The following is a 15,150-nucleotide window of genomic DNA, read 5'->3' as shown; positions in this document are numbered from 1 at the left end:
CTCTCAACGCAACAGGAACGGGATGTTCACGGTGACGGCGCCGACCGGGCACCGCGCGGCACACGGCCCGCAGTACCAGCATTCGTCGACGTGCATGTAGGCCTTGCCCGAATCTGGGTGGATGGCAAGGGAATCGAGTGGGCACATGTCCACGCAGAGGGTGCAGCCGTCGATACATTTCGCTTCGTCGACCGAGACGGGGACGTCGAGACGGGCATTGACCTGGGCCATCAGAGTTCCTTTCCAGAGTTGGCGATGCCGATGCGGGCGAAGGCGCGGACATCGGCGTCCGGGTCGTCGAGCGCGGCCTGCAGCGCCGTGGTGATGTCGCGTCGTTCGGCGATCCGCTCGGCCAGTGCGCGCACCGCCGCCTTGCGGACGTCGAGGTTGGGATCGGAGACCGCCGACAGCAGCGGTGCCGCGGCGAGTTCGGGGTCGGCGGCGGCCAGGGCGATGGCCGCCGCCTGCCGGACCTGCCAGGCCGGGTCGGTCATCGATGCGGCGGCCGCCGCGGCAGCGTGTTCGTCGCAGCCGGTCCCGGCCAGACTCGACAGCGCGGCGGCGCGGACAAGCGGCCGGGGGTCGGCGGCGAGGACGAGCAGGGTCACCGCGCCGCGTGGATCACCGATCGCCGCAACCCCTTTCGCCACTGCGATGCGCACGTCCTCGTCTTCGTCAGCGGCGCCGAGGCTCAGTTCGTCGAGAGCGTCGACAGAGGTGAGCCCGCCCACGACGGTGCGACGAACCGCCGCGTTCGGATCGGCGAGCCACCGCGCCAGCTCCGCCGCTTCGGTCCTGCGGTGCCGCCACAGCGCCTCGATCGCGGCCGAGCGCACCGCAGGCTCCGCTGCGGTGACGCAATGGCGCAGCGCCGCATCGAATTCCGGACCGGGCACGATGACCTCGAGGAGTTCGGTGAGCAAGCCGATGGCGGCGTGCCGCACGTCGACATCGACATCGGCCAGTGCGGTGGCGAAGATCGGAGCGGCCTCGGCCCAGGCGTCGGTGGTCTCGCTGAGCACCGACAGTGCCGTACGGCGCACCTCCGGGTCGGGGTCGGTGATGAACGGGGTGAGTTCGTCGAGCTCGGGGCACTCGTCGGCCAGTTCGAGCAGGGCCAGCAGGCGGGCGCTCATCGGACGCCCCGCACGTCGAAGTCGCCGACATTGCGCGGGCCCGGCACCGGTGTGCTCATCGCGCACCCCAAGCGCCGACGAGTTCGGGCGCGGAGACATCGGCGACGCCGTCGGGACGGACGAAGCCCGGCACCGGCACGATGTAGGGGGCGACCGGCCTGGTGCGGAACTCCATCGCCCCGGTGGCGCCGCGATACAGGTTCAAATGACAGAACCATTCGGCATCGTTGCGTCCGGGCCAGTCGGCACGCTGATGGTAGAGCCCCCAACGGCTTTCGGTGCGTCGCAGCGAGGCCCGGGCCGCCATCTCGGCGCAGTCGCGAATGAAGGTCACCTCGGCGCAGCGCATCAGTTCGTGCGGCGTCTGGCCGCCCATCGCGGCGATGTCGGTGTTCATCCGTTCGAACGCCTCGACGCCCAGCGTCAGATACGACTGTGCCTTGGGCGGCTGGAGGTAGTCGTTGACGAAGCGACGCAGTTTGTACTCGACCTGGGTTTGGGGTGGGCCGTCCGGGTTGCGCAGCGGGCGGTAGATGAGCTCGTGAGCGGCCTCGATCTGATCGGTGGGCAGCGCTGGATGTGCCGCGCCACGGGCGAATTGGCTCGCGTGCTCACCGGCGATGTCGCCGTAGACGAAGGCGCCGATCATGTAGTTGTGCGGCACCAGCGCCATATCGCCCGCGGCGTAGAGGCCGGGCACGGTGGTGGCGGCGTGTTCGTCGACCCAGACTCCCGACGCGGAATGCCCACTGCACAAACCGATCTCGGAGATGTGCATCTCGATATCGCTGGTGCGGTAGTCGGTGCCGCGGCCTTCGTGGAAGGTGCCGCGGGTGGGGCGTTCGGTGGTGTGCAGGATGCCTTCGATCTCGCGGATCGCGGCATCGGGCAGGTGGCTCAGTTTCAGGTAGATCGGGCCGCGGGCGCTGTCGAGTTCGCGTTTGACCTCGGCCATCATCTGACCGGACCAGTAGTCGCAGTCGACGAAGCGATTGCCTTCGGAGTTGACCTGATAGCCGCCGAACGGATTCGCCACGTACGCGCAAGCAGGACCGTTGTAGTCCTTGATCAGCGGGTTGATCTGGAAACACTCGATACCCGAGAGCTCCGCGCCGGCGTGATAGGCCATGGCGTAGCCGTCACCGGCGTTGGTGGGGTTCTCGTAGGTGCCGTAGAGGTAGCCCGACGCGGGCAGACCGAGCCGGCCACACGCTCCCGCTGCCAGGATCACCGCGCCTGCCGAGATGGTGACGAATTCGCCGGTGCGCGTGTCGAATCCGACCGCGCCGACCGCCCGACCGTCGACGGTGAGCACCCGCACCGGCATCACCCGGTTGCTGATGGTCACCTTGGATCGGACGTCGCGGGCGCGCAGGGTGCGGTAGAGCACCTTCTTCACGTCGCGCCCCTCGGGCATCGGCAGGACGTAGGAGCCGGAGCGGTGCACCTTGCGGACCGCGTATTCGCCGTGCTCGTCCTTCTCGAATTTGACGCCGTAGCCCTCGAGGCGCTGGACCATCTCGAAACCGCGGGTGGCGGTTTCGTAGACGGTGCGCTGGTTGACGATGCCGTCGTTGGCGACGGTGATGTCGGCGACGTAGTCCTCCGGGCTCGCCTTGCCCGGGACCACGGCGTTGTTGACGCCATCCATGCCCATGGCGAGTGCGCCGGAGTGCCGGACGTGGGCTTTCTCGAGCAGCAGCACGCGGGCGCCGTGGCGGGCGGCGGTGAGCGCGGCCATGGTGCCCGCGGTGCCGCCACCGACGATCAGGACGTCGCAGACCAGTTCTCGCCGATCGGTCAGCGGTGGAATCTGCATGGGGATCAACCCCTTTCATGGTTGTCGCGGGTGCGCCGCGGGGTCACCGGGACGCGGTCGAGCCGCCCGGACAGGGAGAACCGGTCGCCGCGATAGCGGATGTATTCGAGATCGACGGGTCGACCGGAGTCGGTGTAGGTGAGCCGTTCCAGGAACAGCAGCGGAGATCCCGCACGGACCTGCAACAGTCCGGCGACGGTGGGATCGGCGGCGACCGCCTCGATCGCGACCGCCGCTGAGCCCAGTGGCAGGCCGAGTTCGGCTTCGAGCAGGCCGAACACATCGCAGCCGGTGAGGTCTTTGTCCAGGAGCGGGATGCCGACGTCGGCGGTGAGGTAGCTGGCGTCGAGCGAGAGCGGTGCCCCGTCGAGGTAGCGCACCCGTTCCAGGGCGACGACCGGGTCGCCGGGCTGGAGCTCGAGCCGTTCGGCGACCAACGGTGTGGCGGGCACGACCTCGGCGAGCAGGACCTGGTTCACCACCCGGTCGCTGGTGGTCTCGAAGGTTTCGGCGAGGCCACGCAGGCGGTCGAGGCCCTGCACCGCCTTGTCGGCGACGACGAAGGTGCCCGCACCGGGAACGCGGTCGATCAGGCCTTCGTCGCGGAGCAGGGTGAGCGCGTCACGCACGATATTGCGGCTGGTGGCGAAGTCGGCGGCGAGCTGGGCTTCGGCGGGCAGTGCGCGGGTGCCGTAGACGCCGCTGCGGATACGTGCGCGCAGGATGTCGCGGATGCGCCGGGCCGGTGCGCTGCGTCTGCCCGAACCCGGATCGGGAGGCCGTGGCCTCGCCGAGGAGGTTGGAGTGGCTGTCATGCGGCAAATGCTGCGAACGCCGCGTTACGACGGACGTTTCGGGCAATTACCGGATGGTTACGCCAGTTCCTGACCGATGGCGAGGGCCGTGACCTGCGACGATTCCGACATCACTACGAATCCCACCACTACCGCGGTGGCCGGCACGCCCCCTGCGCGATCACTTCGCGCCGAGATGGAGGTGGATCGTGTCGCGTACCCAGCACCTGTACCGGTCGAGCGACCAACCTCGTTCGTTGACCAGATTGCCGTAGGTCCCGGTGTTGACCAGGCCCCACAGCATGTCGGCCACCGCATCGACGTCGATCCGCGGCGGCAGTGCGCCCTCTCGCTCGAGTCGCCGCCCGAGTTCGAGCAGCTCGCCGTAGCGATCCGCCTCGCGTACCCGCAATGTCTCCTCGACTTCGGGATGCTGGCGCCGAGCCACCACCAGCGCCTCGTGAATCCGCCACACCCTGGACGCGACCTCGACATCGGCGGCGATTGTCGCGTCGAGCGCCTCCCACGCGGTCATCGTGTCCGTGACCGGATGCCGTTCGAGAACCGGCACGACATCGGTGGCGTAGATGTGCAGATGCAGGGCGGTCAACAGCTCGATCTTCGACGGAAAATGCAGGTAGATCGCCTGGCGTGAGACCCCGGCCTCTTTCGCGACAGCTCCGAGGCCGGCGCCGTGATAGCCGTGTTCCTCGAACATCGCGCGCGCCGACTCGAGGATCTGAGTCCGGGTTTGGGGCCGTCCGCCACTTGACACGCTGTCAACCTTACCGTACTTTACAAGCTGTCAAGTAATCCTCGAGGAGGAACGTCATGGCTCGCTACCTGATCACCACCTGGGACGGTGCGGGAAACCTCGTCCCGACGCTCGGCATCGCACGCGCGCTGGTCGATCGCGGCCACGACGTCCGAATACTCGGACACGAGACGATCACTCGACGATGCGCCGATGTCGGCGCCCGCTTCGTCACCTTGACCCAGAGCGAGGGCTGGGACGCGATGGACACCCCGGACGACTTCGAGGCCGAAGTGAAGCTCATGATCGAGGAGCTGTGTTTCAGTTCCGCGATCGCGCGGGACCTCGCACAGGAGCTGGACCGCGAGCCCGCTGATGTGGTGATCGTCGATTGTCTGCTCTTCACCGCTATCGACGTCGCGCTGGCCTCGGGCACTCCGACCGCGACCCTGTTCCACACGGCGTACAGCATCTTTCGGGGCGGACCACTGGTCGAGATGTTCACGCCGGGTATCGCGATCGCGAACGCGGCACGCGCGGAGCTGGGCCTGCCCGCGATCGAGAGTCTCGCCGAGATCCACGACGCGTGCGCGCGGGCGCTCGTCGCGGTGCCCGAGGAGTTCGAGCCCGATGTCGCGGACGCAGCCAACGTGGTCCGCGTCGGACCGGTGCTCGATGCGCCCGCGTTGTCGCGCGAGATCGACGAGGTCGACGTAGGTGACGGTGCGAAGCCACTGGTTCTGGTGGCGCTGAGCACGAGCGAGCAGGGTCAGGCCGATCTGTTGCAGCGCTGTGTCGATGCGGTCGCGCGGATGCCGGTGCGCGCCATTGTCACGACCGGAGCGGCGATCGACCCGGCGACCGTGCGTGCGGGGGTGGATACCCAGGTCGTGCGGTACGCGCCGCACGCCGACATCCTCCCTTCGGCATCACTGGTGATCACCCACGCCGGGCTCGGAACGACGATGGCCGCGCTCGGTCGTGGCGTGCCGCTGCTGTGCACCCCGATGGGCCGCGATCAGTTCTTCAACGCAGAGCAGGTCCGAACCCTCGGCGCGGGCCTGATGCTGATGCCCGACGCGAGCAGCGAGGTGATCGCACAGACCGCCGCACAGATCCTCGGCGAGCGCAGCTTCGCCTCGTCCGCCGAACAGTTGGCCGTCAGCATCAGCGAATACGGCGGCGCGGCGAAGGCCGTTGCCGTGCTCGAGGCGCTCGGACAGGACCGGTGACGCTCAACCGCGCGCGTTCTCGAGCAGCGCGGCGCGCTCCACGAGCAGTTCACCCGGCCCGGTCGGCGGGGTGTTGCGGCGCCAGATGGCCCGGAATTTGCGGGTCAGCCGGGCGGCCTCGGCCGAGGGGACTTCCACCAGGGTGCCGGTGACGAGGTCGGGTGCGGCGATCAATCGGCTCAGGACAGCGGGTGCCATCCCGGTTCGGGCGGCGGCCACGATCGCGGCGGTAGACCCGAGTTCGGCCGCCGGGCCCATGGGTGGGGCCGCGGTGGCGAGCAGGTCCCACACGGTGTCGCGGGTACCCGAACCCGGTTCGCGCCACAGCAGGGCGGTGCCTGCCAGCTCCGTCAGCGTGACCGGGGTCTTCCGTTGTGCCCATGGATGATTCGGCGCCACGACTACGACGAGGTCGTCGGCGCCCAGCACGCGGCTGCCGAGCCCGGCCGGTGGGTGCGGGCCTTCCACGAAGCCCAGATCGGCGGTGCCGTCCCGCACGAGGCCCGCGACCTGGGTGGAGTTCTCGACCTCGAGGGAGATCACGACCTCGGGGTGATCGGCGCGCAGTGCGGCCAGCCAGTGCGGAATGCGGTGGTCGGCAATGGTTTTGGAGGCGGCGATGCGCAGGCGCGGAGCTTGCGCGGCGCGCAGGCGGGCGACATCGTCGACGAGGTCTGCGACGGCGGCCAGGACGGTACGCGCGTGGGCGACGACGGCGCGACCGGCGTCGGTGAGTTCGGAGCCGGTCGGCGCGCGGTCGAGCAGCTTCACGTGCAGGCGGCGTTCCAGTGCGCTGATCCGCATACTCGCGGCCGGCTGGCTGATCCCGTGCCTGCGGGCGGCGGCGCCGAGACTACCCAGCTCCGCCACCGACACCAGGAGATCGAGGACCTCCAGGTCGGGGGTTCCGGGTGGCAGGGTCATGGCCCGATTATGGGTGACGGGTGGCGCGACACCACATCAGGCACCGTAGCCGCCGTGATCGGGACCGAATCGGCCTCGCAGCTTCTTGGCCACCCCGTAGAGGGCGAACACCGGTTTCAGTGGCATCCATTCGCCGAACCGATATTCCCGGCCGGGGACCAGGCGAACGGCCAGTTCCGGGCTCTGTTCGGCGAGATAGGCACGGGCGGTCTCGGCATGCGTCGGCAGCGAGACGATCTTGATCCGGTCGACGTCCTTCAGGTACGGGATCGCGAAGGCGATGTTCTCCCAGGTGGACCGGCTCGACTCCTCCAGAACGAGTTCGCCCTCGTAACCGCGGGTTTCCACGGCGTAGCGGCCCATCAGCGCCGCTTCGGTCTCCGGTCCCGCGCAGGCACCTCCACACAGCACGAGGCGAGTCTCGGACGCGTGCGGATCGATGGATCGTAGACCGGCGCGCACTCGCCAGCGGTTCATGCCGTTGGCGCGCGAACCGGTGTTGCGATACCCGAGGACCACGACGGCCTCCGACCCGGAGCGTGGGGCTCCGACGCCCCGACGGGAGGCCCGTCGATTCGCCCATTCGCCCCACAGCATCAATCCGACACCGGTGGCGATCGTCAGCCGGGTTCGTTTCCGCACGTCTCCAGCAAACCACACACCCCGCCGGCAGGGCCATAAGCCGAAATTATGACCACCTGCGAATTCGCTCTCTACCTCGGGCTCCTGCGTACCGCGAGGGTGAAGGAGTGAACCGCGTACCCGCTCTCGCTCCCGGCCTGATCCTCGCCGCGCTCCTGGCCACCGTGGCCACGCCGTTCGGCAAGGCGCTGCCGATGATCGGCACGCCGGTGCTCGCGCTCGGTGCGGGCGCCGTCGCCGGGATCGTGCTGCGGCGCAAGGATGTGACGGGCGAGACGTTCGGCCCGGGGCTCGACGTCGCCCGGCAGCGCTTGCTCGGGCTGGCGATCGTTCTGCTGGGGCTCGGCCTGCCGCTCGGGTCGGTGATGAGCGTTGGGCGCGAGACGGCGGTGGTGCTGATCGGGACGCTGCTCGTCGGCGGTGTGGCGGCGTTCTTCGTGGGACGGATGCTCGCGGTGGACAAGGAGTCGGCGACCCTCATCGCCGTGGGCACCACGATCTGTGGCGCGTCCGCGATCGCCGCCGCCACCGCGGTCCTGCGGCCCGACAAACAACGGGTCGCCTACGCCCTGTGCACCATCTTCATCTTCAATGTCACGGCCGTGCTGGTGTATCCGCCGCTGGGCCGCGCGCTCGGCCTGTCGCAGGAGGCGTTCGGGCTCTGGGCGGGCACCGCGATCAACGACACGTCGTCCGTCTTGGCCGCCGGCGTCATCTTCGGCGCGGGCGCGGCACAGTTCGCCGTGATCGTGAAGATGGTTCGCAGCCTCGCCATCATCCCGCTCTGCGTCGGCCTGCACGTCGGCCGCCGCCACATCGCCGAGGACACCGATCTCCCCCAGGCCTCCCTGCGCCGGGCCGTCCCCCTGTTCGTGATCTTGTTCCTGGCCGCCTCCGTCATCGCGGGCCTCGGCATCGTTCCCACCGAGCTCACCGCACCGCTCGCCACACTCAGCGGTTGGCTGATCGCCGCCGTCCTCGCCGCCATCGGCACCTCGCTGAGCATCGCCCGCCTGCGCACCGCGGGCATCCGCCCCCTGATCCTCGGTGGCACCCTCGGCCTGATCCTCGGCACCACCAGCCTCGGACTCATGTACGTGACCGGCTGGTGCTGACAGCAACGGCCCACCGACGTGCGCGCGGGCCTGATCGGGCCCGCGTCGCGGAGCTAGGATTGCGGGACATCGCATGTCGGCGCGGACAGGAGGATGTCATGAACAGCGTTTGCCGGATCGTCGCCACCGCGGGTGCCGCCGCGGCGTTGACCCTGGTCACCGCAGGTGTCGCGGCGGCCGAGGACGCCGAGCCGCCCTCGTCGCCGTTGGTCGAGTACATCGAGTCGTGGCCACCCGCCCCCGAATGGTGCAACGCGAGGTGGGATCCGATCGAGAATGCCATCGAGGATTCGATCCCACCCCAGTACGAGCCGGAGTTCGACGCGTTCGACGACTGGTGCGAGGGCGACGCGGACTGACTCGCCCGGTGCTGCGGGGGCGGCCGACCTGGCGACCGCCCCGATCGACCTATCCCGCCGCGTTGACGGCGTTCATCACCGCTTCCAGCGAGGCCGCGACAACCGAGTTGTCGCGGCCGAATGCCCATCCGGTGCGGTCTGCCACCCGGTACTCGACGTAGCTCACGGCGGTGCCTGCGGCGCCCTCGTCCACCGAATGCTGGGTCAGGCCGAGGATCTCGATGCGACAGCCCGCCTCGTCGAGTGCGGCGGTCAGTGCCTCGATCGGGCCCACCTCGCGGTGCACCGAATGCCGTTCGGTGCCGTGTGCGCCGAGGACGATCCCGGTGGCGCCGTCGGCGATCTGCCACCCCACCAGCGTGATTCGCCGATCGGAGACGGTGTAGGTCTGCTCGAACAGCGTGAACAGATCCTTGGCGGTGATCTCCGCGCCGGTGTCGTCGGTGTGTTCCTGCACCCGCTTCGCGAGATCGATCTGCAGACGACGTGGCAGGTCCAGGCCGTATTCGGTGTGCAGCAGGTAGGCGATACCGCCCTTGCCCGACTGGGAGTTGACCCGGATCACGGCGTCGTAGGAGCGGCCGAGGTCGGCGGGGTCGATCGGCAGATACGGTACCCGCCACGGTGATTCGCGCTCGGCGATGCCCTCGGCCGCTGCCCGCTCGCGATGTTCGGCCATACCCTTGCGGATCGCGTCCTGATGGGTGCCGGAGAAGGCGGTGTGGACGAGATCGCCGACGTACGGATGCCTCTCGTGCACGGGCAGGCGGGTGCAGTGTTCGACGGTGCGCCGGATCTCGTCGATGTCGGAGAAGTCGACCATCGGGTCGACACCCTGGGCGTGCAGATTCAGGGCCAGCGTGGCGATGTCGACGTTGCCGGTGCGTTCACCGTTGCCGAAGACACAGCCTTCCACGCGTTGCGCGCCCGCGAGCACGGCCAGCTCGGCGCAGGCGATACCGGTCCCCCGATCGTTGTGCGGGTGCACCGACAGGATCACGCCGTCGCGGCGAGCCAGGTTGCGGTGCATGTATTCGATCTGGTCGGCGTAGATGTTCGGGGTCGCGACCTCCACTGTCGCAGGCAGATTCAGCGTCACCGGACGCTGCGCGCTCGCCTGCCACAGTTCGGTGACCGCGTCGCAGATCTCGAGGGCGAAATCCGGTTCGGTCAGGTTGAACACCTCCGGCGAGAACTGGAAGCGCGCGTGGGGCAGCTCGCCCGCCAGTTCCAGCACATCGCGGGCACCGGCGATGATCAGCTCGCGCAGTTGCGCACGATCCTTACCGAGGACCACCTCCCGCCAGACCGGCGCGGTGGCGGTGTACAGGTGAATCACCACCTCGTTGGTGATACCGCGCACCGACTCGACGGTCCGTTCGATCAGGTCGCGCCGCGCCGGGGTGAACACGACGACGGTTACGTCCGGCGGGGCGATCGAGGTGTCGGCCAGCAGGCGCACGAAATCGAAGTCGGTCTGTGAGGCGGACGGGTAGCCGACCTCGATCTCCTTGTAGCCCATGGCGATCAGGAGCTCGAAGAACCGGCGTTTGCGCGCCGGGTCCATCGGTTCGGCCAGCGCCTGATTGCCGTCACGCAGGTCGACGGGGACCCACAGCGGCGCGGCGGTCAGCCGCGCGTTCGGCCAGTCGCGTTGTGCGACAGGAACACTTACGCGCCGATGGATATCGAGGTATCGAGACGACGGCATTGCCGAGTGACGCTGCCGATTCCACGCGGGCGCGCCGTCGGCGACAGCGCCCGAGGGGGTGGTCAGGGTGGGGAATTCGGTCATGACTTGCTCTGCTTCCCGGCCCACATCGGGCCACGAGACGACGACGACCGGCCATGACGGAGCCCCACGGCGGGGCGGCCGGTCGGTCAGGCCCCGCCGTGGCGGCCGAGAAGAAGCGCGGTGTAGGTCATGATGGGTACACTTCTACCACAACTCCTCAGACAAGTAGAGAGGTATGCCGGTGGTATCGCAGGTAAGACGTCAGCCGCTGGCCGCACAAGCGGCCGAACTACTGCTCGCTCGGATCCGTGCGGGCGAGTGGCCACTGGGTCATCGGCTACCGGGTGAGACGCTGCTCGCCGCCCAGCTGGGTGTGGGCCGATCGACGCTGCGCGAGGCGATCAGAGAGCTCGCGGGCAAAGGCGTGCTCGACAGCAGGCAGGGCGCCGGGGTCTTCGTCACCGCGCTCGACGTGTCCGAGGACTGGGATGTCGTGCTGCGTGGCGCCACCATCGCCGCGGTGATCGAGGCGCGCATCGCGATCGAGGCCGAGGCCGCCGCGCTCGCGGCACAGCGGCGCACGCCTGCCGATCTGCGGGCCATCCGGCGCGCACTGGCCGGTCGTCGGGCCGAGGGCCAGACCGTCGCCGCGCACGTCGATGCCGATATGGCCTTTCATCGCGCGGTCATCGTGGCCGCGCACAACGATGTGCTCACCCAGCTGTTCGACAGCTTCCTGCCGCGGCTGCGCCTGGCCATGATCGACATGCTCGAGTTGCGCCCGGTCCGCTCCGAGGAGGCCGACCACTGCGCGCACGAACAACTCGCCCAGGCGATCGCCGACCGAACTCCCACTGCCGCAGCGGAATTCAGCCGCACCCACCTGTCCGCCCTGAAAGAGGCCTTCACATGATCGGCGCCCCCGTGATCGAACTCGACGACGTGACCTTCCGGCGCGACGGCAAGAAGATCATCAACGGCATCTCACTGACCGTCCGGGCCGGTGAGCACTGGGCTCTGCTGGGCCCCAACGGTGCGGGCAAGAGCACGCTGCTCGGCTTCTGCGGCGCGGTCACCTTCCCCACCACCGGCGCGGTGCGGGTGCTCGGCGAACAGTTCGGCCGGGTGGAGCTGGCCCGGCTGCGACGCTCGATCGGCCACGTCAACCCGCGCCATCCGCTGCGCTATGCCCTCACCGTGCGCGAGGTCGTCCTCACCGGTGTCACCGGCACCATCGACACCCCGATGCGCTGGTCGCCGACCTCCGACGACCTCGCCCGTGCCGACGCGATCATCGACACCCTCGGCCTGTCCGGCAAGGCCGACGACATCTGGCCCACCCTGTCCCAGGGCGAACGCGGCCGCACCCTCATCGCCCGCGCCCTGATCAGCGACCCCGATGTCCTGCTCCTGGACGAACCGTCCACCGGCCTCGACCTGGCCGCCCGTGAGCAACTCCTCACCACCATCGACACCCTCGATCGCACCCACCCCGAGGTCGCCTCGATCCTGGTCACCCATCACCTCGAGGAACTCCCGAGCACCACCACCCACGCCCTCCTCATCGCCAACGGCCACACCGTCGCCGCGGGCCCCGCCACCGACGTCATCACCACCGACCACGTCTCCACCGCCTTCGCCCACCCGATCGAAGTCCGCTACGACGGCCGCTGGAGCGCCCGCGCCCGCTGAACACCGGATGCCCACCCGGGCAACACTTCACGCGCCGCGAGCCACTCCTCCGGAATTCCGCGCATCGCGCCGCCGTCTCCGACACCGGTGTGGGCGGCCACAATCCCGCCGACGATCGCGGCGGTGGTGTCGACGTCGCCACCGGCTTCCACACACGCGGTGACGGCGCGCGGATAGTCGTCGAGGTAGGTGGCAGCGGCCCACAAGGCGAAGGGCACTGTGTCCTGAGCGCTGACCCGGGCGCCGTTGCCGAGTTCGTAGGCCGCTTCGGCTACCGTTCGGCCGAGCAGCTCTCGAGCTCGACGGATTCCGTGCGCGGTGCGCCCGTCGACCAGATACGGTTCGACCGCCCGCAGCAATTCATCCGCCGCGCAGCCCATTCCCCGTGTTCGCGCGGCGTGCGCGGCGGCAACCGCCACTGCCATCGCTCCCACGATCGCTTCCGGGTGCCGATGAGTGATCTCGGCGGACAGCGCGGCCTGCGCCGCGGCCAGATCGGGGTCTCCGGCGAAATGGGCGCCGAGCGGCGCGACTCGCATCGCGGCCCCGTTTCCCCACGATCCACTCCCACCGAAGACAGCACCGGCCGCCTCGCGCCACGGACGACCGTCTCGAATCTCGTGCAGCACAACGACAGTGCCGGGCCCGTAGCCACGATACGGTTCGCACCGCTGCGCGAACGCACTCGCGAGAACATCACGGTCCACGCTGCCACGCTCACGGATTTCCGCATACACCGAACACGCCATTTCGGTGTCGTCGGTCCATGGCCATGGTGCCGACGGCGGTCGACCCACGAGAAGATCAGGAACGGAACGACCGGGAACGAAGAACTGCGCGCCCAGCGCATCACCAACAGAGAGGCCTTGCAGACTGTCGAAAGCAGGATCGGGATTCGGCATGCTGGGCGCAATCATTGCCCACCCTGGGTGAATGACACAACACGATCTCCAGTCGCCTAGACCAGCTCGACCTCGTCGAATCCGACGGTCAGTTTGTGTCGGCGCTCGCGCAGGACATTTCCCTCACGATGGACGGTTCCCTCCCCGAACTCGATCCTCAGCTCCGCGCGCCGTGCGTCGACCTCCCGGACAACCCCGCAGATGCCGCTGAACGGGCCCGCCGGGAAATACACGACGTCGCCCGGTCCGTAGTCGGTAAACCCCACGGCGCCACTGTAATTCACGTCAGCGGGCATCGCCGTTGTGTGATGGGACAAAGGGGGGAAGGATCGGTTCGTAGAGGTGGCGAGCGCGCTGCCGGTCGATGTTCTCGAGATCGAGAAAGTAGGCGGACTGCCACCGCTGAGACTTCTGCGCTTGCTTGTTCCGGGTCGCGGACCACGGCGGGTACAGGCGGAACCCGCGTTTGCCGCCACGACCGGCTACGGAAACGATTCCGTGTTCGACGAGGGCGCTTCGCGGGAAGACGAACTGCCCGGCACGCGATTCCTCGCGAACGGTGATCACCAGCAGGTCCACACCGTCCTCCACGGCGAACGGCTCGGTCGAGCCGTCCTGGGCACGCTGCCACACGGTTACGAACAGACCCGGCTTCGCCGGAGTCCGCTTGCCCACCCGGAATCTCACCGAGCCACAACCGGCCTCGGCCACGAATGCTCCGTATTCCGCGTTCTGCGTCTCGGGAACCGTGGCCGACATGTCCAATCCCAGCGAGGCGATGAGGTTTCGCGCCGCGAGGAGGTCAGGGTGCGTCATCCGAGGCTTCGAAATCGGCGTCGAAGTTGTCGAGGAGTTCGTCGGCTCGGGAGAGAGCTCGGTCCAGTTCGTCGGTGACGGTGTCCAGCACAGACATGCCGTCGAGCATCCCGGACAGTTCGGAATGCAGGGCGTGGAGTTCGGCGATGGCGGGGTCGACGGTGGTCCAGGCGACGGTGTCGGACCACCAGGTGTCGCGTTGGATCCAGGACCAGACGATGTCGCGGACCAGCAGGGCGTCGGTGGTGAACAGCTGGCGGTGTTCGGCGCCGGTGGTGTGCTCGAGTTCGTAGGTGCCGTCGTCGAGGTAGCGCGCCTGGATGGAGTCGGTCGGGGTGCGGGTGAGGAGGAGGAAGGGGTGCTCGGGCGCCGGATCGGTGGCGGAGGCGCCGGGTCGGGCAGGGTCGACGGGGTGTGGCTGCGCCGAGCCGTCACCGACGTGGACTACGACTTCGGGCTGGTCGTCGCGCTGGGCACCCATCGGGCCAGTGTGCCGGATCGGCGAACATCGTGAACAGCCGGACCGATGAATCGGTGACGCGTACAGCGTCTACATCGACAGCAGGTTTTCTGTCGACAGAGAGGCTCCACCAGTGCGCGAAAACGAAGTCAGGGCCGAGACCGCACGGCAGCGTGCCGAGACGGCGGAGTTCTTGGCGGGCTTGGACGAGGCCGCCTGGGACGCGCCGACACTGTGCGCCGGCTGGCGGGTGCGTGAGGTCGCCGCGCACCTGAGCATGCCGTACCGGACCTCGCTACCGCGTTTCGTCCTCGGCATGATCACCGCGCGCGGCAACTTCGATCGCCTGGCCGACCGCGCGGCCCGCGAGGACGCCGCACGGCTGAGCACCGCCGAATTGGTCGCCGCCATCGGCGACAACACCGAGCACCCGTGGAAGCCACCGGGCGGCGGCTTCGCGGGCGCGCTGAGCCACGATGTGATCCACGGCCTCGATATCACCGTCGCGCTCGGCCACACCGATCCGGTTCCCCTCGACCGTATGCGCATGGTGCTGGAAGCGCTGAACCCACGCTCGGCCAAGTATTTCGGCGTCGATCTCGCGGGAATCGCCTTGCGCGCAGACGATCTCGACTTCAGCTACGGCGAAGGCGAGGTGCTGTCCGGACGTGCGCAGGATCTGCTGCTCGTGCTGTGCGGGCGAAAACTCCCCCCGGGCCGTCTCGATGGCGAGTCGGCGGCGCGATTCACCAGCCGCTGACAATCGAGCT

Annotated in this window: 16 protein-coding genes and 1 pseudogene; 6 read left to right on the top strand and 11 right to left on the bottom strand. The window is 68.6% G+C overall.

Annotation, left to right across the window (positions count from 1 at the left end; translation table 11 throughout):
• Positions 1-3: 3 nt before the first annotated feature.
• The 4 genes and pseudogenes from ACFTS5_RS15085 to ACFTS5_RS15070 all read right to left on the bottom strand — a co-directional run bounded on the left by ACFTS5_RS15085 (position 4) and on the right by ACFTS5_RS15070 (position 4,524).
• Positions 4-231: a ferredoxin family protein gene (locus ACFTS5_RS15085; RefSeq protein ID WP_056816902.1), complete on the bottom strand. Its 228-nt coding sequence runs from the start codon at positions 229-231 to the stop codon at positions 4-6.
• Positions 231-2,955: pseudogene (locus tag ACFTS5_RS15080) on the bottom strand (fumarate reductase/succinate dehydrogenase flavoprotein subunit). The gene ACFTS5_RS15085 and the pseudogene ACFTS5_RS15080 overlap by 1 nt, the downstream one beginning before the upstream one ends.
• Before the next feature lie 5 nt (positions 2,956-2,960).
• Entirely contained in the window at positions 2,961-3,770 is an 810-nt protein-coding gene (locus tag ACFTS5_RS15075) for a GntR family transcriptional regulator (protein ID WP_378631138.1), read from the bottom strand.
• Between the two features lie 160 nt (positions 3,771-3,930).
• Positions 3,931-4,524, bottom strand: coding sequence for a TetR/AcrR family transcriptional regulator (locus ACFTS5_RS15070; RefSeq protein WP_378631137.1), 594 nt, complete (start codon positions 4,522-4,524; stop codon positions 3,931-3,933).
• A gap of 56 nt (positions 4,525-4,580) precedes the next feature.
• Here ACFTS5_RS15070 and ACFTS5_RS15065 point away from each other — a divergent pair, with 56 nt between their 5' ends.
• Positions 4,581-5,735 (top strand): glycosyltransferase, encoded by a 1,155-nt coding sequence (locus ACFTS5_RS15065; protein WP_378631135.1) that lies wholly within the window; start codon positions 4,581-4,583, stop codon positions 5,733-5,735.
• 3 nt (positions 5,736-5,738) lie between these two features.
• Here ACFTS5_RS15065 and ACFTS5_RS15060 read toward each other — a convergent pair whose 3' ends face one another.
• Together ACFTS5_RS15060 and ACFTS5_RS15055 are read right to left on the bottom strand one after the other, a co-directional pair.
• On the bottom strand, positions 5,739-6,659 hold the full coding sequence (locus ACFTS5_RS15060; RefSeq protein ID WP_378631134.1) for a LysR substrate-binding domain-containing protein: 921 nt from the start codon (positions 6,657-6,659) through the stop codon (positions 5,739-5,741).
• 36 nt (positions 6,660-6,695) lie between these two features.
• A complete protein-coding gene (locus ACFTS5_RS15055; RefSeq protein WP_378631132.1) occupies positions 6,696-7,301 on the bottom strand; it encodes a YdcF family protein in 606 nt (201 codons plus the stop codon).
• Between the two features lie 107 nt (positions 7,302-7,408).
• On the opposite strand from ACFTS5_RS15055, the gene ACFTS5_RS15050 reads away from it, so the two are divergent.
• Together ACFTS5_RS15050 and ACFTS5_RS15045 are read left to right on the top strand one after the other, a co-directional pair.
• A complete protein-coding gene (locus ACFTS5_RS15050) occupies positions 7,409-8,416 on the top strand; it encodes a YeiH family protein (RefSeq protein WP_378631131.1) in 1,008 nt (335 codons plus the stop codon).
• A 98-nt stretch (positions 8,417-8,514) separates the two neighbouring features.
• Positions 8,515-8,775 carry a hypothetical protein gene (locus tag ACFTS5_RS15045; protein ID WP_378631129.1) on the top strand — a complete coding sequence of 87 codons (261 nt, stop codon included), beginning with the start codon at positions 8,515-8,517 and terminating at the stop codon, positions 8,773-8,775.
• Between the two features lie 49 nt (positions 8,776-8,824).
• On the opposite strand, the gene ACFTS5_RS15040 is transcribed toward ACFTS5_RS15045, so the two are convergent.
• A complete protein-coding gene (locus ACFTS5_RS15040) occupies positions 8,825-10,570 on the bottom strand; it encodes a 2-isopropylmalate synthase (protein WP_378631127.1) in 1,746 nt (581 codons plus the stop codon).
• Positions 10,571-10,751: 181 nt separating this feature from the next.
• On the opposite strand from ACFTS5_RS15040, the gene ACFTS5_RS15035 reads away from it, so the two are divergent.
• On the top strand, positions 10,752-11,423 hold the full coding sequence (locus tag ACFTS5_RS15035; RefSeq protein ID WP_378631460.1) for a FadR/GntR family transcriptional regulator: 672 nt from the start codon (positions 10,752-10,754) through the stop codon (positions 11,421-11,423).
• Positions 11,420-12,202, top strand: a complete 783-nt coding sequence (locus tag ACFTS5_RS15030; protein WP_378631126.1) for an ABC transporter ATP-binding protein — start codon at positions 11,420-11,422, stop codon at positions 12,200-12,202. The genes ACFTS5_RS15035 and ACFTS5_RS15030 overlap by 4 nt, the downstream gene beginning before the upstream one ends.
• Here the strand turns inward: ACFTS5_RS15030 and ACFTS5_RS15025 are convergent.
• The 4 genes from ACFTS5_RS15025 to ACFTS5_RS15010 are packed head-to-tail and all read right to left on the bottom strand — an operon-like array spanning position 12,169 to position 14,401.
• Positions 12,169-13,104, bottom strand: coding sequence for an ADP-ribosylglycohydrolase family protein (locus ACFTS5_RS15025; protein WP_378631124.1), 936 nt, complete (start codon positions 13,102-13,104; stop codon positions 12,169-12,171). The genes ACFTS5_RS15030 and ACFTS5_RS15025 overlap by 34 nt on opposite strands.
• A gap of 56 nt (positions 13,105-13,160) precedes the next feature.
• Positions 13,161-13,370, bottom strand: a complete 210-nt coding sequence (locus tag ACFTS5_RS15020) for a hypothetical protein (protein WP_266289138.1) — start codon at positions 13,368-13,370, stop codon at positions 13,161-13,163.
• Positions 13,371-13,389: 19 nt separating this feature from the next.
• Positions 13,390-13,920, bottom strand: a complete 531-nt coding sequence (locus ACFTS5_RS15015) for a MepB family protein (protein WP_378631122.1) — start codon at positions 13,918-13,920, stop codon at positions 13,390-13,392.
• Positions 13,907-14,401, bottom strand: coding sequence for a hypothetical protein (locus tag ACFTS5_RS15010; protein ID WP_378631120.1), 495 nt, complete (start codon positions 14,399-14,401; stop codon positions 13,907-13,909). Before ACFTS5_RS15010 ends, ACFTS5_RS15015 begins: the two co-directional genes overlap by 14 nt.
• 112 nt (positions 14,402-14,513) lie before the next feature.
• On the opposite strand from ACFTS5_RS15010, the gene ACFTS5_RS15005 reads away from it, so the two are divergent.
• Positions 14,514-15,140: a maleylpyruvate isomerase family mycothiol-dependent enzyme gene (locus ACFTS5_RS15005; RefSeq protein WP_378631119.1), complete on the top strand. Its 627-nt coding sequence runs from the start codon at positions 14,514-14,516 to the stop codon at positions 15,138-15,140.
• The last annotated feature ends 10 nt before the right edge of the window (positions 15,141-15,150 follow it).

Source organism: Nocardia sp. NPDC056952 (assembly GCF_042674185.1).
Classification (GTDB): domain Bacteria; phylum Actinomycetota; class Actinomycetes; order Mycobacteriales; family Mycobacteriaceae; genus Nocardia.
This window is presented reverse-complemented; position numbering and strand designations above follow the sequence as displayed.